Source organism: Rhizobium sp. BR 249 (genome assembly GCF_047445895.1).
Taxonomy (GTDB): Bacteria; Pseudomonadota; Alphaproteobacteria; order Rhizobiales; family Rhizobiaceae; genus Rhizobium.
The window spans coordinates 15,076-35,280 of the sequence record NZ_JARWKX010000030.1 but is presented as its reverse complement, the minus strand read 5'-3'; the positions used below and the strand labels follow the sequence as shown (position 1 = coordinate 35,280).

17 protein-coding genes are annotated in these 20,205 nt (G+C 64.1%); 12 read left to right on the top strand and 5 right to left on the bottom strand.

Annotated features, from left to right (window positions below; all coding sequences use genetic code 11):
- Positions 1–38 precede the first annotated feature (38 nt).
- A complete protein-coding gene (locus tag QD408_RS23420; protein WP_414140930.1) occupies positions 39–2,669 on the top strand; it encodes an AMP-binding protein in 2,631 nt (876 codons plus the stop codon).
- A gap of 135 nt (positions 2,670–2,804) precedes the next feature.
- On the opposite strand, the gene QD408_RS23415 is transcribed toward QD408_RS23420, so the two are convergent.
- Positions 2,805–3,416, bottom strand: coding sequence for an NAD(P)-dependent oxidoreductase (locus tag QD408_RS23415; RefSeq protein ID WP_414140929.1), 612 nt, complete (start codon positions 3,414–3,416; stop codon positions 2,805–2,807).
- A 16-nt stretch (positions 3,417–3,432) separates the two neighbouring features.
- Positions 3,433–4,068, bottom strand: coding sequence for a DsbA family protein (locus QD408_RS23410; RefSeq protein ID WP_414140928.1), 636 nt, complete (start codon positions 4,066–4,068; stop codon positions 3,433–3,435).
- A 102-nt stretch (positions 4,069–4,170) separates the two neighbouring features.
- Between QD408_RS23410 and QD408_RS23405 the strand changes: the two genes are divergently transcribed.
- On the top strand, positions 4,171–5,097 hold the full coding sequence (locus QD408_RS23405) for a LysR family transcriptional regulator (RefSeq protein ID WP_414140927.1): 927 nt from the start codon (positions 4,171–4,173) through the stop codon (positions 5,095–5,097).
- On the opposite strand, the gene QD408_RS23400 is transcribed toward QD408_RS23405, so the two are convergent.
- Positions 5,082–6,002 (bottom strand): GNAT family N-acetyltransferase, encoded by a 921-nt coding sequence (locus QD408_RS23400; protein ID WP_414140951.1) that lies wholly within the window; start codon positions 6,000–6,002, stop codon positions 5,082–5,084. The two genes, QD408_RS23405 and QD408_RS23400, sit on opposite strands and share 16 nt — an antisense overlap.
- 248 nt (positions 6,003–6,250) lie before the next feature.
- Here QD408_RS23400 and argE point away from each other — a divergent pair, with 248 nt between their 5' ends.
- The 6 genes from argE (at position 6,251) to QD408_RS23370 (ending at position 12,826) form a co-directional block, all read left to right on the top strand.
- Entirely contained in the window at positions 6,251–7,375 is a 1,125-nt protein-coding gene (gene argE, locus QD408_RS23395; protein ID WP_414140950.1) for an acetylornithine deacetylase, read from the top strand.
- A gap of 23 nt (positions 7,376–7,398) precedes the next feature.
- Positions 7,399–8,322 carry a 2-hydroxyacid dehydrogenase gene (locus QD408_RS23390; protein WP_414140926.1) on the top strand — a complete coding sequence of 308 codons (924 nt, stop codon included), beginning with the start codon at positions 7,399–7,401 and terminating at the stop codon, positions 8,320–8,322.
- A 25-nt stretch (positions 8,323–8,347) separates the two neighbouring features.
- Positions 8,348–8,704 carry a cupin domain-containing protein gene (locus tag QD408_RS23385; RefSeq protein ID WP_088681498.1) on the top strand — a complete coding sequence of 119 codons (357 nt, stop codon included), beginning with the start codon at positions 8,348–8,350 and terminating at the stop codon, positions 8,702–8,704.
- Positions 8,705–8,830: 126 nt separating this feature from the next.
- Positions 8,831–10,294 (top strand): aldehyde dehydrogenase family protein, encoded by a 1,464-nt coding sequence (locus tag QD408_RS23380; RefSeq protein WP_414140925.1) that lies wholly within the window; start codon positions 8,831–8,833, stop codon positions 10,292–10,294.
- Positions 10,295–10,305: 11 nt separating this feature from the next.
- Positions 10,306–11,346, top strand: a complete 1,041-nt coding sequence (locus QD408_RS23375) for a tartrate dehydrogenase (protein WP_414140924.1) — start codon at positions 10,306–10,308, stop codon at positions 11,344–11,346.
- A 22-nt stretch (positions 11,347–11,368) separates the two neighbouring features.
- On the top strand, positions 11,369–12,826 hold the full coding sequence (locus tag QD408_RS23370; protein ID WP_414140923.1) for an NAD-dependent succinate-semialdehyde dehydrogenase: 1,458 nt from the start codon (positions 11,369–11,371) through the stop codon (positions 12,824–12,826).
- A 208-nt stretch (positions 12,827–13,034) separates the two neighbouring features.
- Here QD408_RS23370 and QD408_RS23365 read toward each other — a convergent pair whose 3' ends face one another.
- Both QD408_RS23365 and QD408_RS23360 read right to left on the bottom strand, forming a co-directional pair.
- Positions 13,035–14,309: an NAD(P)/FAD-dependent oxidoreductase gene (locus QD408_RS23365; RefSeq protein WP_414140922.1), complete on the bottom strand. Its 1,275-nt coding sequence runs from the start codon at positions 14,307–14,309 to the stop codon at positions 13,035–13,037.
- A gap of 14 nt (positions 14,310–14,323) precedes the next feature.
- Positions 14,324–14,992: a haloacid dehalogenase type II gene (locus QD408_RS23360; protein WP_088681493.1), complete on the bottom strand. Its 669-nt coding sequence runs from the start codon at positions 14,990–14,992 to the stop codon at positions 14,324–14,326.
- A gap of 307 nt (positions 14,993–15,299) precedes the next feature.
- Between QD408_RS23360 and QD408_RS23355 the strand changes: the two genes are divergently transcribed.
- From QD408_RS23355 to QD408_RS23340, 4 genes are all read left to right on the top strand, one after another.
- The gene (locus QD408_RS23355) at positions 15,300–16,157 is read left to right on the top strand and encodes a GNAT family N-acetyltransferase (RefSeq protein ID WP_414140921.1); all 858 of its coding nucleotides are present in this window, start codon (positions 15,300–15,302) and stop codon (positions 16,155–16,157) included.
- A gap of 14 nt (positions 16,158–16,171) precedes the next feature.
- Complete coding sequence (locus QD408_RS23350; RefSeq protein WP_414140920.1) at positions 16,172–17,548, top strand: aspartate aminotransferase family protein; 1,377 nt, start codon at positions 16,172–16,174, stop codon at positions 17,546–17,548.
- Between the two features lie 240 nt (positions 17,549–17,788).
- Entirely contained in the window at positions 17,789–18,502 is a 714-nt protein-coding gene (locus QD408_RS23345) for an HAD-IA family hydrolase (protein WP_088681491.1), read from the top strand.
- A gap of 77 nt (positions 18,503–18,579) precedes the next feature.
- Positions 18,580–20,190 carry an ABC transporter substrate-binding protein gene (locus tag QD408_RS23340; protein ID WP_088681490.1) on the top strand — a complete coding sequence of 537 codons (1,611 nt, stop codon included), beginning with the start codon at positions 18,580–18,582 and terminating at the stop codon, positions 20,188–20,190.
- Positions 20,191–20,205 lie beyond the last annotated feature (15 nt).

The window sequence follows — 20,205 nt, the reverse complement described above, 5'->3', positions numbered from 1 at the left end:
TTATAGGCGCTTCGGCAAGTTTTCCGGCAACCTGAAGCATGAGCATGATCCCTGTCGACATCTTGTCAGAAATCCTTCGCGCGGATGATCGCCCGGCGCTTGTCTTCGCCGACGGGCGGACGCTTTCATATGCCGATCTCAACGCGCGAACCTTGCGGTTTGCCGAGCGGCTGGGCCGGGGAGAAAAGCGGCTTGTCGCGATCTCGGCGGAAACCTCGGAGCATATGATCGTCGCCTATCTGGGCGCGCTGCGGGCAGGCCATGCGGTCGCCATGCTGCCCCCATGCGACGACCGGCTATGGAGTGATTTTCTTGCAGCCTTTCGGCCCGACTTCACCTTCCGGCCGGTCGACGGCCGCTGGCGCCTGATCGATGAAAGCCGGCCTGCGCGGAGCGCGCAGCAACTTCATCCCGATCTCGCTCTCGTGCTGATGACTTCCGGCAGCTCGGGCGCTGCCAAGGCCGTGCGCCTTTCCTATGCCAGTCTCGACGCCAATGCGCGTTCGATCGCGGGTTATCTCGACCTTTCCCCGGCCGACAGGGCTGCCCTCGTCCTGCCGCTTCACTACTCCTATGGGCTCTCCGTCCTCCATTCTCACCTGATCGCCGGCGGCAGCATTTTCTTCCCCGGCGTCTCCGTGATGAGCGACGATTTCGCACGCGTGATCGGCGAAAGCGGCTGCACCAATTTTTCGGGCGTGCCTTATTCCTATGAACTCATGGAAAAGACGCGCTTCCGGACGGCTGAGCTCAAGGCGCTGCGCTTCATGACGGTGGCCGGCGGAAGGCTCGCTCCCGAACGCATTCGCCTCTATCGGGACCACATGCGCGCCTGCGGCGGCCGCTTCTTCGTCATGTACGGCCAGACCGAGGCTGCGGCCCGTATCGCCTTCGTCCCGCCGGAGAGCCTGTCGGACAATGAAGAGCGGATCGGCATCGCCATATCCGGCGGCAGCCTCAGTCTTGTCGATGATGACGGAAAACCGGTCGACCGGCCGGGTGCCGCTGGAGAACTCGTCTATTCCGGCCCGAACGTGATGATGGGTTACGGTGCGGATCGCTCCGATCTCGCGCGCCCGGCCGAGGTCGAGGCGCTGCATACCGGCGATATCGCCGTCCGCGACGAGCAGGGTTTCTTCCGCATCGTCGGGCGCAAAAGCCGTTTCGCCAAGGTCGCGGGCCTGAGGATCGGCTTCGACATCATGGAGCAGGCTCTGGCGGAGGCCGGCATCGCGGCTGCGGTGGTGGGTGACGATGAAGGTCTGCAGGCCTATGTGACTGAAGCGGGCGTGGCCGACCGGGCGCGGCGGATCCTTGCGCAGGCGAGCCATCTTCCCGCGAACCTGATCTCCGTTGCCGAGCAACCGAACCTGCCAAGGCTTGCCTCCGGCAAGATCGATTATGACAGGCTTGGGGAGGAGATGCGCAAGACACGCGAGAAAAGCCGTCCGGCGGCGGTCGGCGTGCTCGAAGCCTATGCCCACGTCTTCTATCCCCTCACCGTCGGCCGCAATGACAGCTTCGTCTCGCTCGGCGGCGATTCCCTGCGCTTCCTGCAATTGACCATGGAATTCGACCGGCTCGGCGTCGACCTGCCGGAAGGCTGGGCGCATATGCGGATCGCCGAACTCGACACTTGCCTGAGGGCAACACGCTCCTCCCGGCTTGCCGACATCAGGGCGTTGCCGACCGACCTGGTCCTGAGGGCGATGGCCATCCTGCTGGTGGTGGTGCACCACGAGATGCTGTGGCCCATTCCCGGCGGATCGGGCGTCATGCTGCTCCTCGTCGGCTTCAGCCTGGCGCGCTTCCAATCAGCCCATTTCCTCGCCGGCCAGTTCCGCCATGCGCTGCGCCCCGCCATCAACGTTCTCATTCCCTATTTCTTCATCGTCGCCGCCTATGCGCTCGCGTGGCGGACGGTTCCCTGGGCCTCGATCACGCTGACCGGCAATTTCGGCTATGCCGATCCGGAGCGCCACGAGATGGTTCCCTATCTCTACTGGTTCATCGAAGCCTATGCGCAGACGCTTCTCGTCTTGTCGCTCATTTTCGCCGTGCCTGCGGTGCGCAAACTCGCGCGGGCAAGACCCTTTGCCTTTTCGCTTGGCCTGCTGGGACTGGCTGTCGCCGCGCGCTTTTCCCTTCCGCCCGTCTTCGACATCGGCAAGCGGCAGATTTTCACGATCTATTGGGGATTTTACCTCGGCATCTTCGGCTGGTGCGCGGGCCTTGCCGACAGCGCGGCGCGGCGGACGGTCCTGACGGCGCTTGCGGCGGTCGTGCTCGGTTATCTCGCCTTCTGGGAAACGGTTTGGATTGGAACGACGATCAAGTATCTGACGATCTTCGCGGCGCTTCTCACCCTTCTTCATCTGCCGCATATTCGCCTGCCGGTGTGGCTCGGCCGCGTGGTGACGCTGATCGCGGTCTCTGCCTTCCCCATCTACCTGCTGCACCGCTTCGTACCGGAGCTGCTGATGACGCCGGCAGCCGGCGCCTTGCCGGTTCCGGTCTTTCACCTGCTCGCCATCGCCGGCGGCCTGGCGATCGGCATGCTCGCCAACAAGGCCGTGGCGGAGCTCCGCAACGTGTTCAGCGCAATGGCGATAGCCAGGAATAGCGACGGGCCTGAGCCGGCCGCGACCGCTCCTTGCGCTGCGCAATAGGTGGCTGGGATTGCGGCAATCGGCCATGCGGCGGATGACTGCCCTCGAGGCCCCCACAAACAGACGAAGGCTGCCGATGTCGGCAGCCTGTTGCTTGGATCGTGTCCCGTGGGCCGATGGCTGGACGCCTGGCGATCAATAGCCGACGGTAAAGCGCTTGCGGATGTTCTTCGGGTTTTCCAGTTCGTCGACCATGGCGATGGCATAATCTTCGAACGAGATGGTCGAGCCTTTGTCGCTGGACAGAAGCTGATCTTCGCCGAGACGGAAGTTCCCCGTGCGTTCGCCGGGGACGAAGAGGGCCGAGGGCGACAGGAAGGTCCAGTCGAGATCGTCGACCGTCTTGAGATAGGTCAGGAACTCGCCACCCTTGAGGGCTTCGGCCTTGTAGATGGCAGGAAATTCGGGCTGATCGACGAGGCGCTTGCCCGGAGCGATTTCCAGGCTGCCGGCGCCGCCGACGACCAGGTAGCGTTTCACGCCGGAGGCGCGCACGGCGTCGACGAGCACGGTGTAATCGCTATCGAGGAAATGCACGGAAGAAATGACCGCGTCGTGTCCTTTGAGAAGCTCAGCGAGGCCTTGTTTGTCGGCGACATCGCCGCGCACCGGCGTGACATTCGGCAAGGCCACGATGTTTTCCGGGTGGCGGGCAATGCCGGTGACGCTGTGTCCGCGATTGGAGAGCTCGCTGGCAAGGCGGGCGCCTACTTTTCCCGATGCGCCGATGAGAGCGACTTTAGCCATGGTTTGACCTTTCGTTTCAGGGATGGGTGATCTGGGTGACGAGGCTGTCGAAGCTGCCGAAGAGGGCATTCGACGAGATCAGGTGAAGCTTGCCGGCCTTTTGGACCGCGAGCGCGGGAACGCCGTCCGCATGCAGCGAACGCAGCGTGCCGCCGCCGCGCTTTACCAGCTCCGCAAGGGTCTTGGAGAGCGCATCATCGGCCTGCTGGAGGTGGGCGGCGGCTTTGGCAAACCCTGCCTTGTCCAAAACGGCCGCCACGCCATGATGTGTGACGATGTCGGCTCCCTCGACATATCGAGCGGTCTGAAGCGCCTTGAGCGCGAGCCCTTCGGCGCCCGGATCGGTCGCCATGACGGCGACGATGCCAAGCGTCGCGGCTCCGGAATCGAAGCGGGTATTCTCGGCGTTCAGCACATGATCGAAATAGGTTTGGCTGAACGGCTGGCCGGTCAACTGGTTGATCCGCTGATCGTTGCGCCAGGCGTAGCCGGCAAATCCGCGATCCATGGGCCGGGCGCCGGCGCCGCTGAACAGTCCGGTCGGCAGGTGCTCGACCGTCATGCCGAGGGCGGAGAGCTTGTCGAGCACGGGGGCCGCGCCATAACACCAGCCGCACAATGGGTCGAAGAGATAGATGACGGGCGTCTGCATGGATGACCTCGGGTTCGAATTCCGGGGCAGATTGCCAGCAATCGATCTTGCTATAAATACGGATCAATCATACTCTTTGTCTGATCAGATCAGACAATTTGCATGTCAAAACTTCTCAACCTCAACCGCCTGGCTTATTTCACCACCGTCATCGAAGCCGGCTCGTTCACGGCGGCGGCGGATCGGCTGAACGTCGCCAAGGCGGTTGTCAGCCATCAGGTCGGCAGGCTGGAAGAAGAACTGGCCGTCACGCTTCTCGTGAGAAGCACGCGGCGGGTGCGGCCCACGGATGCCGGACGGCAATTCTACGAGCGCGCGAGCCAGCTCTTGAGGGAAGCCGAATCCGCCTTTGCCGACGTCGCGCGCCACACCGAGGAACCGACGGGCCTGTTGCGGCTGACCGCGCCTCTCGATTACGGCACTGCCGTGGTGGCGGAGACGATCGCAACCTATCTCAAGACCTATCCGCAGATGCGGGTGGAAGCCAATTTCGACGACATGGTCAGCAATCTCGTGGATGACGAACGGGATCTCGGCATCCGCGTCGGATGGCTCGCCGATTCGAGCAATGTCTCCCGCAAGATCGGCACGTTCCATCAGGTCGTGGTCGCCTCCCCTGCCCTTGCGGCCCGGCTCGGGCCGGTCTCGCCGGCTGACACGCCGCGGCTGCCCTGGATCGGCAATGAAGCGCTGAAGCACATCGGCCGCTTATCCTTCTCACGGGGAGACGAGCAGGTGCTGACGGAGTTTTCGCCGCTGGTGACCTGTGACAAGACCGCAGCGGTCTACGCCTGTATGCGCTCGGGCATCGGGCTCGGAATATTTCCCGATTTCTCGATTGCCGCCGAAGTACAGTCGGGACGGCTGGTTCGGATGTTCCCGGACTGGCTGCTGCCGAGCGGCGGTATCTACGCGGTATTTCCGCCGGCCCGGTTTCGTCCCGCAAAGGTTCGCGCCTTCGTCGATCTTCTTGCCGAGACCGAGCGGCGGCGCAGTGCGGCGAGAAAGATGAGTCAGCCGAGCGCGTGACCGGCCAATGCGTATATTTTCGGCGTGCCCGCGCGATGCTCCCGCACCTCGAGCCAGGGGCGGCCGCGCGACATGGTGGTGACGGTGTCGAAGACGGAAAGGCCGCAATGCGAAAGGAAATCGGAAAAGGCTCCGCTCTTCTCACGCGTGTCGAGCCGCAGGAATCTGCCGGCATGCTCCGCGACATGCGGGCGGATGATGGCGATCGCGTCGGCGTCGCCCGCGGCCACCACCGGGCCGATCACGTGGCCGCGGCCGAACCGGCGGCAGAAGGAAAAGGCTTCGATCTTTCCGTTGCGGATTAAGCCGAGGCCGCTGGACGAGGGAAGAATTCGGGCAAGCAGCGAGGCGCGATCCGCGCCGAAAGCCTCTTTGTCCAGCGCGGTTATGGCCGCGAGGTCCGCCCTCTTCAGCGCCCGGATTTCGGCGTCGGGCGGTGTTTGCACATCAGGCGGCAAGGATGCCTCGCCCTGGCATTGGGAGACGACGGCCTCTATCGTGAAGTCGAGAGACCGATAAAGGCGTTTGGCCGCCCGTGTCGCGTTCAGACCGAGATTGCGCTGGGGAATCTCGGCGAGGACGTGGTCCATCAGCCATTGGCCGGCGCCCCGGGCCTGCAGGCGAGGCGAGGTGATGACGAGGCCGATCGTGGCGAAATCCACGCCATAGGGAAACCACATGGCCGATCCCAAGACGCGGCCGACTTCATCCAGCGCCACCACGCCCTGGCCGATCTCGCGGACGAATTGCCAGTCGTCGGCGCGGTGCGGCCAGCCGACGCCGATCGACAGGGCATGCAACTGTTCGAGATCGACCGTATCGATGTCGGCGATGCGCATTTCGAAGCTGTCGACCAGTCTCGATTTCCCAGCGGTCACGCGCTTCCTCCAGAAATTGATCCCCATGACAACGTCGGCCGGACTCATGTCCCGACGTCCCCTCCCAGCCAGACTATAGGAAAGCCGCCGGCAGAAATCGCTGGTCAATCCCAAGCCTGCGCAACAATCAACCAAATCGATGAAGCTTTCGGCATCTAAAGCCTCGCATCCTGGAAAAGATTCCAGTCGGCGGTGTCGCCGTTTACTCAAAGAGGTTGGGAATGTCTTCTCAAGCCAGCACGCACAGCGCTTCCGAGACCCTGCCGCGGACGCCCATGCAGGTGGTCGAGATCCTCCGCAAGCTCATCGGCTTCCCCTCCGTCGTCGGCACGTTCAACGAGGCCATCGTCGGCTGGATCGACGCCTATCTCCGCTCCTTCGGGATCGAAGCCCATATTCTGCCCGGTCCCGAGGGCGACCGGGCCAATCTCTTCGCGACCATCGGCCCTTCCGATCAGCCGGGCTACGTCCTTTCCGGCCATATGGATGTCGTCCCCGCCAATGAAGCCGGCTGGAGCGCCGATCCCTTCGTGCTGAGAGCCGAAGGCGAGCGGCTCTACGGCCGCGGCACATCAGATATGAAAGGGTTCCTGGCCGCCGTCCTCGCGGCCGTGCCGGCGCTGACGGCAAGCCCGCTTGCCCGCCCGGTCCATCTCGCCTTTTCCTATGACGAGGAGGCAGGCTGCCGCGGCGTGCCTCATCTGCTTTCCCGGCTGCCCGATCTCTGTGCGCCGCCGCTCGGCGCGGTGATCGGCGAGCCGAGCGGCATGCAGGCGATCCTCGCCCACAAGGGCAAGGCCGCCGCCCGCATCACTGTCAGGGGCCGCACCGGTCATTCCTCCCGGCCCGACCTCGGCCTCAACGCTCTGCATGCCATGGCCGACGTGCTGAACGCGGCGATTGCCACGGCCCAGGATTTGGCGAGAGGCCCGTTCGACGAGGCATTCGAACCGTCCTATTCGTCGCTGCAGGCCGGAACTATCCATGGCGGCCAGGCGGTCAACATCATTCCCGATCTCTGCACCCTGGAAGTGGAGGCGCGCGCGGTATCCGGCGTCGATCCCGTCTCCCTGCTCGCCGGTGTGCGCGAGGCTGCGGAGGCCCTGAAGACCCGGGGTTTTGCCGTCGAATGGGATGTGCTCAGCGCCTATCCGGCTCTCTCGCTGCCGCCGGGCGCACCGCTCGCCGGTCTGCTGCAGGAATTGACGGGCAAGGCGCCGCTCGCGGCCGTCAGCTACGGCACGGAAGCCGGCCTCTATCAGCGAGCGGGCGTGGATGCGATCATCTGCGGCCCGGGCGATATCGCCCGCGCTCACAAGCCGGATGAGTTCATCCTGATGACCGAGCTTGCCGCCTGCCAGGCGATGGTCGAGGCGCTTGCCGCCCGCTGCCGCGCCTGATTTCCCGAGAAGGAACCCGGACGATGACCTTTCTCTTCAATTCCGATGCCCGCCGCGGCGCCGTCTTCCAGGAGATCTTCGCGCGCGAACTGCCGGATCTGCCTTTCTCGATGGAACCTGCGAGCGTCGATCCCGACGCCGTGCGCTACCTGATCAGCTGGACGGTTCCCGCCGACCTCCCGCGCTACCGCAATCTCGAAGTGCTGTTTTCGATCGGCGCCGGGGTCGACCAGTTCCAGATCGACGAGGTGCCTGACCATGTGAAGGTGGTGCGTATGGTCGAGGAAGGCATCGTGCGCATGATGCAGGAATATGTGACGCTTGCCGTGCTGGCGCTTCACCGCAACCTGCCCGCCTATCTCGGGCAGCAGCGCGATCGGGTCTGGAAGGCCCTGCCCCAGCTCCAGGCGCCGGAGCGCCGCATCGGCGTTCTCGGCCTCGGCGTGCTTGGCCGGGCCGTGCTCGAGCGGCTGAGGCCTTTCGGCTTTCCGCTGTCGGGCTGGAGCCGGTCGCAGCACGAGATCGAGGGAGTGACCTGCCACGCTGGCGATGCCGGGCTCGCGGCCATGCTGGCCGAGACCGATATCCTGGTCTGCCTCCTGCCGCTGACCGACGAGACCCGCGGCTTTCTCGACGCCGACCTCTTCGCCGGCCTGCCGCAGGGCGCGGCGGTGGTTCATACCGGCCGCGGGCCGCAGCTCGACCACGAAGCCCTGATCGCGGCGCTGGACAGCGGACATCTCTCCGGCGCCGTGATCGACGTCACCGATCCGGAGCCGCTGCCGGCGGAGCATGCCTTCTGGAACCATCCCGGAATAATGCTCACGCCTCATGTCGCGAGCGTCACCCAACCCCATAGTGCTGCCCGCGCCGTCGCCGACAACATCAAGCGGATGCGTGCCGGATTGGACCCGGTCGGCTTGATCGACCGGCGTCGCGGCTACTGACAGTTCAACCTCGAAAGGAAACCCCATGTCGCTTCTCAAGACCATCGACCCGAACCCGTCCTTTGCGCCGCGCGAAAACCTGCCATTGCCGGAGCGGCTGATCTCGGGCAATCCCGAGTTCAAGACCTGGGCGCAGGACGTCGCCCGCGGCGAGATGATTCATACCGGCGTCTGGGAAGCCACCCCCGGCGTCACGCGCTCGATCAAGGGCGAGACCTTCGAATTCTGCCACATCCTCTCCGGCGTCGTCGAAATCACTGGGGAAGGCGGCGATCCCGTCGTCTACAAGGCGGGCGACAGCTTCGTCATGAAGCCCGGCTTCGTCGGCGTCTGGAAAACCATCGAAACGGTCCGCAAGATCTACGTCACCGTCATGGCGTGAGGGCGCCAAACAATAAGCTGTCGGGCGGCGGCAGAACGGGTTTTTCCGCTGCCCTCCCCGCCGTCATCGGATCAAGCTACTTCGGCCGATCGGCTAGCCTTGCTCTCAGTGATCCGAGGTATTGCCATGACGCTGAGTTTCGATCCCGACAGCCTTTCCCTTCCCATCGGCCATCTCGTGGGAGGTCGCCTCATACCGGCGGACGGTGTCCTTCCCATGCGCCGCCCGTCCGACGGCAAGGCCTATGCCGGTTGCCCTGTTGCCGGCGAGGATCTGGTCGACCAGGCCGTCCAATCGGCCAAAACAGCGCTGAAAGACAGCAACTGGGGCGGCGTTCGCCCACGCGAGCGCCTGAAGGTCCTGCATCGCTGGGCCGACCTGATCGAGCAGGAAGCGCCACATCTGGCGCGGCTGGAAGCGCTCTCGTCGACGCGTCCCGTCAGCCATTTGGTGGAAGGCGACATTGCGGTTTCGGCGGAGCAGATCCGCTTCTTCGCCGAATTCGCCGACAAGGAAGGCAGCGATCTCGTGCCGACCGACGACGGCAATCTCGGCATGATCATGACGGAGCCATATGGCGTCGTCGGCGCGATCACGCCATGGAATTTTCCGATATCGATGGCAGCGTGGAAGCTCGGCCCAGCGCTTGCAGCCGGCAATGCGGTGGTTCTGAAACCCTCCGAGATGACGCCCTTTTCGACCATTCATCTGGCCGAGCTCGCGCTTCGCGCCGGCCTGCCGGCTGGGCTGATCAATGTCGTGCTGGGGGACGGGCCGATCACCGGCACGGCGATCACCGGCCATCCCGACATCGGCAAGGTGAGCTTCACCGGCTCGACGCGCGCGGGATCGGCGATCATGGAAAACATCGCCCGAACGGGCGTCAAGCCGATGACGCTGGAGCTTGGCGGCAAGAGCCCGCAGCTCGTCTTCGCCGATGCCGATCTCGACAAGGCGGCGGCCGCGATTGCAGCCGGCATCATGAGCAATGCCGGCCAGGCCTGCGTTGCCGGCTCCCGCCTCATCGTCGAGGAAGCCGCCGCCGGGCAGCTCGTGGAAGCGATCATCGCCCGGATGAAGACCGCCGCTGCCGCTCCGACCTGGGATGGCGCTGCACAATATTCGCCAATCATTTCAGAGAAGCAGCAGGATCGTATCCATGCAATCGTCTCGGCGGCCATCGAAGCCGGCGGCGAATGCCTGACGGGCGGCCTGCCGATGGATGCTCCCGGCTATTTCTACAGGCCGACCCTGATCGCCGGCATCGACGGTAACTCGCCCGCCGTCACCGAAGAGATTTTCGGCCCCGTGCTGACGCTTCAGACGTTCCGGGACGAGGAAGAGGCGCTGGCGCTGGCGGACCATCCGACCTACGGCCTCGCGGCCGGGCTCTTCACCCGCGATCTTTCCCGGGCGATCCGGCTCACGCGCCGCCTGCAGGCCGGAACGGTCTGGGTCAATCGGTACAACCGCTCGCGCGACCATATCCTTCCCACCGGCGGCTACAAGCAGTCGGGCATCGGCAAGGATCTCGGCCGCGAGGCCTATCATGCCAATCGCAAGAGCAAGAGCGTCTTGATCAGTCTTTAAGAGGAAATTCCATGACAACCTATCGGATCGCTCTCATTCCCGGCGACGGTATCGGAAAAGATGTCACCGCAGCCGCCTGGTCGGTTCTGCAGAAGGCGGCCGACAAGGCCGGCTTTTCGCTCGACGGCACGGAATTTCCCTGGTCCTGCACCTTCTACAAGCAGACCGGCGCGATGATGCCGGCCGACGGCATCGAGACGCTGCGCGGCTTCGACGCCATCCTGCTCGGCGCTGTGGGATGGCCGGCTGAGGTGCCGGATTCGGTTTCGCTGCACGGCCTGTTGCTGCCGATCCGCAAGAGCTTCGTGCAATATGCCAATATCCGTCCCCATCGCCTGCTGCCCGGCGTGCAGGGTCCGCTGAGGTCCGCAGGCTTCGACATCCTCTGCATCCGCGAAAACACCGAGGGCGAATATTCCGGCGCCGGCGGCCGCGTCCATCAGGGCACGGCCGATGAGGTCGCCGTCGAGACCTCGATCTTCACCCGCGCGGGCGTCGAGCGCATCCTGCGCTTCGCCTTCGAACAGGCGCGCGCCCGCCGCGGCAAGCTCGCCTCGGTGACGAAATCGAACGCTCAGAAATTCTCGATGGTCTTCTGGGACGAGATCACCCACAAGCTTGCCGGCGAATATGCCGATGTCGAAGTGACGAGCTATCACATCGACGCCATGGCGGCGCGCATGGTGATGGCGCCGGAAAGCCTCGACGTGGTCGTCGCCTCCAATCTCTTCGGCGATATACTGACCGATCTCGGCGCCGCCATCCAGGGCGGGCTCGGCTTTGCCGCCTCGGCCAACATCAATCCGGATCGCAGCGCGCCGTCGATGTTCGAACCGGTGCACGGATCGGCTCCTGATATCGCCCATCTCGGCATCGCCAATCCCATCGCCGCCATCTGGTCCGGCGCCATGATGCTCGACCATCTCGGGGAGAAGGCCGCGGCCGGCGCCATCATCAAGGCGATCGAATGGACCACGGCCTGCGGCATCGGCACGGTTCCGGGCAAGGACAGGACCGAGGCGATCACCGCCTCCATTCTCGCTCAGCTCTAATTTCGTCATCGGGGACAGACAGATGCAAAACGTGAAGGAAGCCGGCCTCATCAGGCAACAGGCGCTTATCGGCGGAAAGTGGATTCCTGCCGCATCCGGCAACAGCGTCGACGTCATCGATCCGGCCACCCAGGCGATCATCGGCACGGTCCCTGACATGGGAGCGGCTGAAACGCGGGCAGCGATCGAGGCCGCGGAAGCGGCCTATGGCCCGTGGAAGAAGAGGACGCATGCCGAGCGCGCAGCACTTCTCGAGGCATGGCACGCGCTGATGATCGAACACATCGAAGATCTCGCGCTGATCCTGACCACGGAACAGGGCAAGCCGCTCGACGAGGCACGCGGCGAAATCCGCTACGGCGCCTCCTTCGTGAAATGGTTTGCCGAGGAAGCTCGCCGCATCGGCGGGCACACCATCCCGTCGCCCACGCCTGACCGGCGTATCGTCGTGCTGAAGGAGCCGATCGGCGTCTGCGGCATCATCACGCCCTGGAATTTCCCCAATGCGATGATCACCCGCAAGGTGGCGCCGGCCCTTGCCGCCGGCTGCACCGTCGTCATCAAGCCTTCCGAATTCACGCCTTTCTCGGCGCTCGCCATCGGCTGGCTTGCCGAAAAGGCCGGTATTCCGGCCGGCGTGATCAACATCGTCACCGGCATGCCGACAGGGATCGGCAACGAGATCATGGCCAACGAGACCGTCCGCAAGATTTCCTTCACCGGCTCGACCCGCGTCGGCTCGCTGCTGATGCGCGGTGCTGCCGACAGCGTCAAACGGCTTTCCCTGGAACTCGGCGGCAATGCCCCGTTCATCGTTTTCGACGATGCCGATATCGACGCGGCCGTCGAGGGCGCGATCGTCTCGAAATTCCGCAATGGCGGCCAGACCTGCGTCTGCGCCAACCGCATTCTCGTCCAGGCCGGCGTCTATGATGAATTCGCCAGGAAGCTTGCCGCCCGCGTCGATGCGATGAAGGTCGGGCCGGGAACGGAAGCGGGCGTCGCGATCGGACCGATGATCAACGAGGCGGCGATCGCCAAGATCAACCGCCATGTCGAGGATGCGCTTGCCAAAGGGGCCGCGATCGTCACCAGGAGGGCGGAGCTGCCGGCCGGCCGGCAATATACCGCGCCCATGGTCCTGACCGGCGCCACCACCGACATGCAGCTCGCCGGTGAAGAGACCTTCGGTCCGGTCGCGCCGCTCTTCCGCTTCGAGACCGAGGAGGAGGCGCTTGTGATTGCCAACGGCACGCCTTACGGCCTTGCGGCCTATTTCTATACGGAAAGCCTGAAGCGCGCCTGGCGGGTCGGCGAAGCGCTCGAATTCGGCATGGTCGGCCTCAACACCGGCGCCATCTCGACCGAGGTCGCCCCGTTCGGCGGTGTCAAGCAATCGGGGCTCGGCCGCGAAGGCGCGCAGGCCGGCATCGAGGAATATCTGGAACTGAAGTCCTTCCATATCGGCGGCCTCGCCTGACCAGGCAAGTCCCCTCCGTCATGCTCGGCCTTGTGCCGAGCATCTGACCACTGCAATTGTTTGACATGAAAACGCTTTACGTTCAGACACTTAAGTGGGCCGGAGCAGATCCGGCACAAGGCCTGGGATGACGTCGTGGATTTTGCAACGGATTGTCAGCAGTCTGGGAGTTGCTTTCGCGACCCCTTGAGCTGCACAGCCGGCCGGCCTACTGAACCTTGTCGAGCATCTTGTAATAGAGCCCCACCAGCGGCAGGAACCAGGGCTTGCCGAAATGGCCGGGAACCGCCGGCCATTCCAGGCCCTTGAGCGGATTATGGTCCGGGCGGCCGAGGATCGCGTCGGCGATCGTCATTCCGAGATGGGTGGAGAGCTGCGCCCCATGGCCGGAATAACCCATCGCATACCAGACGCCGTCCTGATATCCGGCGCGGGGATAACGATCCCTAGTCATATCCACCAGCCCGCCCCAGCAATAATCGATCTCGACATGGGCAAGCTGCGGGAAGATGCGGGCGAGGCTGTCATGCAGGATCGTGCCGCTTTTGGCGTCCGAACGCTGATCCGAGGTGGCCGAGAAGCGCGCCCTCCCCCCGAAGATCAGCCGATTATCCGGCGCGAGGCGCCAGTAATTGCCGATATTCATCGAGTTCACGCAGGTGCGGTTGCCGGGCATGGTCGCCGCGATTTCCGTCTCCGTCAGCGGTCGTGTGGCGATGATGAAACTGCCAACGGGAATGATGCGGCGGCGGAAATAGCCGAAATTGGGCGTCGTATAGGCGCCCGTCGCAATCAGCACATGGTCGGCCGTCACGACGCCCTTGGCTGTCTTCAGGACATGTCTTCCGTCCGCCTGGCGATGGTCGCTGACGGCGGCACCTTCGACGATCGTCGCGCCATGGCGTCTGGCGGCCTCCGCCAAGCCGACGACATAACGACCCATATGCATCATGGCGCTCTTTTTCGACAGCATCGCGCCATGGAAGGGCGCGCCGACCTCGCTTTTCAGGTCGCTCGCCGACAGGAGCGCGGTCTCGGGATCGACCTCGGCATGAATAGCCTCGAAATTGCGGGCGATCGCATCGTAATGCTGCGGCTTGGAGGCGAGCTTCAGTTTCCCGGCGCGGCGGAAATTGCAGTCGATCCCCTCCTCGGCGATGATCGCCTCGATGGTGTCGATCGAAGCGTCGAGCGCCTGGTAGAGCGCGATGGCGCGCTCCTTGCCGAGTTCGGCCTTGGCGCCGATGAAGCTGTGGGCAAGGCCGTTGTTGAGATGGCCGCCATTGCGCCCCGAGGCTCCCCAGCCGACCACCTCGGCCTCCAGCACGATGACGCGAACACCCGCCTTGGCGAGCTGGCGGGCCGCGGCAAGCCCGGTAAAGCCGGCGCCGACGACCGCGACGTCATAATGGCCTTCCACAGGTCCCTGTGCGGCGTTGGCGAAGGCCGGAGCGGTGTCGTGCCAGTAGGATTGGAGCTTCATGCCGCGGCTCTCCCTCAGAGCCCGACGACGCCGGGCAGTCCCGAAATATCGGGAATTTCGACATAGCCGTAATAGGGGTTGGCGGGCTCGTGGCCGCGATTGACCCAGACCTTGTTCTTGATCCCGAGATCATGGGCCGACATCAGGTCGTAGCGGAAGGACGACGAACAATGGAGGATGTCCTCCGGCCCGCAGCCCAGCATGTCGAACATATATTCGAAGGCCTGGAAGCGCGGCTTGTAGGCATTGGCCTGCTGAGCGGTATAGACCGCATGGAACGGTGCGCCGAGCTTTTCGACATTCGACATGATCTGCGCGTTCATGGCGTTGGAAAGGATCACCAGCGGGATTTCCTTGGCGACCTTGGCAAGGCCGGCCGGAACGTCCGGATGCGGCCCCCAGCTCGGCACACGCTCATAGACCATCCGCGCGGCTTCCTCGCGGAATATTATGCCGTTGCGCTTGCAGGCCCGTTCGAGCGAATTGTGCACGACCTCATTGTAAGGCTTCCAGTCGCCGAGGATCTCGTCGAGACGATAGGCGGCGAAGTTCCGGATGAACTCCAGCATGCGGGGTTCGCTCAGCTGCTCGCCATAGAGATCGCGGGCGGCTTCCGCCATTTGGAAGTTCGTCAGCGTGCCGTAGCAGTCGAAGGTGATGTATTTCGGACGGAAGTGAGCCATGACGGTATCCCTGATGTTCCAGCTGCTCTCATCATAGGCTGCGGCCAGAGCGTCCGCTCATCTGAAATCCGGACCGCCGAAGCAGAATGTTTCGTATCCCGAGCCGGCTTTGGCAGAAGGTTGTGCGCGGCCGCCGCCGTTGCTGGCCATATTGCCGGAGAGGTTCGTGATGCGCCCGCGCCTGCCAGCATAAGATGCGGCGGGCCGTCCGAGCAACGCTATAAGATACTGCCGGGATCGCCGCCTTCAGACGATCTGCCGGTCGATCCTGCACCAAACTTTGCGGCAAGAGATGAAGGACATCGCAATGCAGACACGTCAGATCGATCTCGTGGCTTTCGGCCCGGAACACCTGGAGGCCGCAGTCCAGCTCTCCCGCCAAGCGGGCTGGCCGCACCGGCTGGAGGACTGGCAGATGGCCCTTGCCCTCAGCGAAGGCGTGGTCGCGATCGAAGAGGGCCGGGTCGTCGCAACCGTGCTGACGACGATGTACGAGGCCGACTGCGCCACCATCAACATGGTGATCGTCGACGAGGCGATGCGCGGGCGCGGCCTTGGCCGCAAGCTGATGGACGCCGCCTTGGAGATCGCCGGCAGCCGTCCGTTGCGGCTGGTCGCGACGGAGCAAGGGCTGCCGCTCTATGAAAAGCTCGGCTTCAGGGAGACGGGCGCGATCCGGCAGCACCAGGGCGTGGCAGGAGAGATTGCCGCTCTGCGGGGGACGGAGGCTGCGACCGCCGCCGATATGGATGCCATCAGCGCACTCGACCGCCGCGCCTTCGGCGCCGGTCGCGGGCGCTTGCTCGCCCATCTCGCCAAGGCAGGTGAATTCGCGGTGATACGCCGGGACGGCCGCGTCTGCGGCTTCGCGGCACTTCGCGCCTTCGGCCGCGGCGAGGTCATCGGCCCCATCGTCGCCGCCGGTCTCGACGATGCCCAAGCCCTTGCCGCGCATTTCATCGCCCGGCGGCCGGGAGGGTTTCTGCGCGTCGACACGACAGACGACAGCGGATTGGCGCCCTGGCTTGCCGCACAGGGCCTCGCCCATGTCGGCGGTGGAATCGCCATGGCGAAACCGCTGATCCCAATCACCAAGCCGGTGATTCCGCGCGACGCCGATCCGTCCGCGACCACTTTCGCCCTTGTCAATCAGGCCCTCGGCTGAAGCAGGAGACATCCATGTACAGCAATTCCCTCATCGAGCTCGACCGCGCCCATCTCGTTCATCCCGTGGCCTCCTATCGCAGCCATGAAGCGCAGGGCGTGCGGGTGTTGGCATCCGCCAAGGGGGCGACGGTGACCGATGCTTACGGCCGCCAGCTGATCGACGGCTTTGCCGGCCTCTGGTGCGTCAATGCCGGCTATGGCCATGAATCGATCGTCGAGGCGGCGACGCGCCAGATGCGCGAACTGCCCTATGCGACGGCCTATTTCGGCCTGGGCTCCGAACCCGCCATCCGCCTTGCCGCCGAGCTTGCCGAGCGCGCGCCGGGCGATCTAAGCCACATCTATTTCACGCTTGGCGGTTCCGACGCCGTCGACAGCACGATCCGCTTCATCCGCTATTACTGGATCGCCCGCGGCAAGCCGCAGCGCGACCAGTTCATCTCGCTGGAGCAGGGTTATCACGGCTCCTCGACGGTCGGTGCGGGGCTGACCGCGCTGCCGAACTTCCATGCCGGCTTCGGCATCCCCTTCGACTGGCAGCATAAAATTCCGTCGCCCTACCCCTATCGCAACCCGGTCGGTGATGATCCGCAGGCGATCATCGCGGCATCGCTTGCCGCTCTGCGGGCCAAGGTGGAGGCGATCGGTGCCGATCGCGTCGCGGCATTCTATGCCGAACCGATCCAGGGTTCCGGCGGCGTCATCGTGCCGCCCAAGGGCTGGCTGAAGGCCATGCGCGACCTCTGCCGCGAGCTCGACATTCTTTTCGTCGCCGACGAGGTGATCACCGGCTTCGGCCGCACCGGGCCGCTGTTTGCCTGCTCGGAAGAGGAGGTCGTTCCCGACTTCATCACCACCGCCAAGGGGCTGACATCGGGCTATGTGCCGATGGGCGCGGTCTTCATGGCGGACCATGTCTACCAGGCGATTGCCGAGGGCGCCGGCGCTTCGGCGGTCGGTCACGGCTATACCTATTCCGCCCATCCGGTCAGCGCCGCCGTCGCGCTCGAAGTGCTGAAGCTCTATGAGGGCGGCCTGCTGGAAAACGGGGTAAAGGCCGGAGCCCGGCTGATGGCGGGCCTCGAGGCGATGAGGGATCATCCGCTGGTCGGCGACGTGCGCGGACGCGGCATGTTGGCGGCAATCGAGCTCGTGACCGATAAGAGCGCCCGCACGCCGCTTCCCGCCGAAGCCCAGCCCGCCCGGCGGATTTTCGACCGCGCCTGGGAGAACGGCCTGGTGATCCGCGCCTTCGCCAACGGCGTTCTCGGTTATGCCCCGCCGCTCTGCTGCACCGACGCCGACATCGATGCGATCCTGGAAAAGACCCTCAGGACGCTCGACCAGACATTGGAGGACCCCGACGTCAGGCGGGCGCTGAGGGATTAAAGCTCAGCCGGCGAAATACCGCCTGATGCCGATATTCAGAATTTTGTGCCGCATCACGGCGTCTATTCGGCGCAATCCATGCCGAGAAGGTGCCAAACTCCAAGTGAGCAGAAGCCAAGCACCCCTAAAAAATAGGGGCTCATCATAAGGACCCGGGGCAAAGCCGGGCTTGGGAACGACATAGATTTTTGCGAAGCGGCGGCAGTTCATGCCGCTTGCGCCCGACACTGGGGACACGACATGACGAAGTCTCTGCCTGAATTCAAATATATGAGTTTCGACGTCGTCGGAACGCTGATCGATTTCGAGGGCGGCCTGAAGTCCTGCCTTCAGGAGATCGCTGCCGAAGCTGACGTGACGATCGATGGCGAGCGGGCGCTGACGCTTTATCGCGCCGCCCGCTACAGCGAGAATGCCTCGCTTTTTCCCGACGATCTCGTGCGCGTCTATCTCGCAATCGCGCCGGAGCTCGGCCTGCCCGCCGACAAGGCCTATGGCGAGCGGCTGCGCGATTCCGCCAGGACCTGGAAGGCATTTCCCGACAGCGCGGCCGCGATGGCGCGGCTTGCCCGCGACTACCGCCTGATCGCCATGACGAATGCCCGCCGCTGGGCTTTCGACCATTTTTCCGCGGCACTCGGCAACCCGTTCCATGCCGCTTTCACGGCTGACGATACCGGCACGGAAAAGCCGGACCCGGCCTTCTTCGAGAGCGTCTTTGATTTCGTGGCTGCCGAGGGCGCGTCGAAAAGCGATATTCTGCACGTGGCCCAGAGCCAATATCATGACATCGGCGTCTCGCGTGCGCTCGGCATGACCAATTGCTGGATCGAGCGCCGCCACGCGCAGAAGGGATATGGCGGCACCATCGAGCCGGCCGAATTCACCGAGCCCGACTACCATTTTACATCCATGGCCGGCCTTGCCGAAGCCGTGGCCGCAGCGCGGAGCTGATCCGCAGGACGACCCGACCTGGGCCAAGCCCGCGTGGAGACGGGCAGCCCCCAACCAGATGACAAAAGGGGAATGACATGACCGATAGAATTACCAACTGGACCGCGTCTGACGACGCAACGATCGAAAATGCCATCCGCCGCGGCGCAACCCGGCGGGAGCTTCTGCAGATGATGCTGGCAGGCGGCGTCGCCATGTCCGCCGGCGGGCTGATCCTCGGCCGCGCCTCGAAAGCGGTTGCGGCGACACCGGTTGCCGGCGGCGCGCTCAAGGCGGCCGGCTGGTCGTCCTCGACGGCCGACACGCTCGACCCGGCGAAGGCTTCGCTCTCGACCGATTATGTGCGCTGCTGCTCCTTCTACAATCGCCTGACCTTCCTCGATAAGACGGGCACGCCGCAGATGGAGCTTGCCGAGGCGATCGAATCCAAGGACGCGAAAGTCTGGACCGTCAAGCTGCGCAGCGGCGTGACCTTCCATGACGGCAAGCCTCTGACCGCGGACGACGTCGTCTTCTCGCTGAAGCGCCACCTTGATCCGGCCGTCGGCTCCAAGGTCGCCAAGATCGCCGCGCAGATATCTGGCGTGAAGGCGATCGACAAACAGACCGCCGAGATCACGCTCGCCAATCCGAACGCCGACCTGCCGACGATCCTGTCGATGCATCACTTCATGATCGTCGCCGACGGCACCACCGATTTCTCCAAGGCCAACGGCACCGGCGCTTTCGTCAAGGAAGTGTTCGAGCCCGGCGTCCGCTCCGTCGGCATCAAGAACAAGAACTACTGGAAATCCGGCCCGAACGTCGATTCCTTCGAATATTTCGCGATCAGCGACGACAATGCCCGCGTCAACGCGCTGCTGTCGGGCGACATCCATCTCGCCGCCTCGATCAATCCGCGCTCGATGCGCCTTATTGAAAGCCAGGGCGCCGGCTTCGTGCTGTCGAAGACGACCTCCGGCAACTATACCAATCTGAACATCCGGCTCGACATGGAGCCGGGCAGCAAGCAGTCCTTCATCGAAGGCATGAAATATCTCGTCAACCGCGAGCAGATCGTCAAATCGGCGCTGCGGGGCTTGGGCGAAGTCGGCAACGACCAGCCGGTTTCTCCCGTCAACTTCTACCGCGACGCCAATCTGAAACCGAAGAGCTTCGACCCTGATAAGGCGAAGTTCCTCTTCCAGAAGGCCGGCGTTCTCGGCCAGTCGATCCCGGTCATCGCTTCGGAAGCCGCAAACTCCTCGATCGACATGGCCATGATCATCCAGGCCGCGGGCGCCGAGATCGGCATGAAGCTCGACGTCCAGCGCGTTCCGTCGGACGGCTACTGGGACAATTACTGGCTCAAGGCGCCGGTTCATTTCGGCAACATCAACCCGCGCCCGACGCCCGACATCCTGTTCTCGCTGCTCTATGCATCGGACGCGCCCTGGAACGAAAGCCAGTACAAGTCGGAGAAGTTCGACAAGATGCTGATAGAAGCGCGCGGCCTGCTCGATCAGGACAAGCGCAAGGCCATCTACAACGAGATGCAGGGCATGGTCGCCGAGCAGGCCGGCACGATCATTCCGGCCTATCTCTCCAACGTCGACGCGACCAGCGCCAAGCTCAAGGGCCTGGAGCCCAGCCCGCTCGGCGGCCAGATGGGTTATGCCTTCGCGGAATATGTCTGGCTCGAAGCCTGAGGAAGCAACGGCCGG

Coding starts and splice junctions, on each gene's coding strand:
- QD408_RS23345 (WP_088681491.1), top strand. CDS start 17,789: ATGACGAAGTCTCTGCCTGAATTCAAATATATGAGTTTCGACGTCGTC.
- QD408_RS23370 (WP_414140923.1), top strand. CDS start 11,369: ATGCAAAACGTGAAGGAAGCCGGCCTCATCAGGCAACAGGCGCTTATC.
- QD408_RS23410 (WP_414140928.1), bottom strand. CDS start 4,068: ATGCAGACGCCCGTCATCTATCTCTTCGACCCATTGTGCGGCTGGTGT.
- argE (WP_414140950.1), top strand. CDS start 6,251: ATGCAGGTGGTCGAGATCCTCCGCAAGCTCATCGGCTTCCCCTCCGTC.
- QD408_RS23355 (WP_414140921.1), top strand. CDS start 15,300: ATGCAGACACGTCAGATCGATCTCGTGGCTTTCGGCCCGGAACACCTG.
- QD408_RS23385 (WP_088681498.1), top strand. CDS start 8,348: ATGTCGCTTCTCAAGACCATCGACCCGAACCCGTCCTTTGCGCCGCGC.
- QD408_RS23420 (WP_414140930.1), top strand. CDS start 39: ATGAGCATGATCCCTGTCGACATCTTGTCAGAAATCCTTCGCGCGGAT.
- QD408_RS23405 (WP_414140927.1), top strand. CDS start 4,171: ATGTCAAAACTTCTCAACCTCAACCGCCTGGCTTATTTCACCACCGTC.
- QD408_RS23375 (WP_414140924.1), top strand. CDS start 10,306: ATGACAACCTATCGGATCGCTCTCATTCCCGGCGACGGTATCGGAAAA.
- QD408_RS23380 (WP_414140925.1), top strand. CDS start 8,831: ATGACGCTGAGTTTCGATCCCGACAGCCTTTCCCTTCCCATCGGCCAT.
- QD408_RS23365 (WP_414140922.1), bottom strand. CDS start 14,309: ATGAAGCTCCAATCCTACTGGCACGACACCGCTCCGGCCTTCGCCAAC.
- QD408_RS23390 (WP_414140926.1), top strand. CDS start 7,399: ATGACCTTTCTCTTCAATTCCGATGCCCGCCGCGGCGCCGTCTTCCAG.
- QD408_RS23400 (WP_414140951.1), bottom strand. CDS start 6,002: ATGGGGATCAATTTCTGGAGGAAGCGCGTGACCGCTGGGAAATCGAGA.
- QD408_RS23340 (WP_088681490.1), top strand. CDS start 18,580: ATGACCGATAGAATTACCAACTGGACCGCGTCTGACGACGCAACGATC.
- QD408_RS23350 (WP_414140920.1), top strand. CDS start 16,172: ATGTACAGCAATTCCCTCATCGAGCTCGACCGCGCCCATCTCGTTCAT.
- QD408_RS23415 (WP_414140929.1), bottom strand. CDS start 3,416: ATGGCTAAAGTCGCTCTCATCGGCGCATCGGGAAAAGTAGGCGCCCGC.
- QD408_RS23360 (WP_088681493.1), bottom strand. CDS start 14,992: ATGGCTCACTTCCGTCCGAAATACATCACCTTCGACTGCTACGGCACG.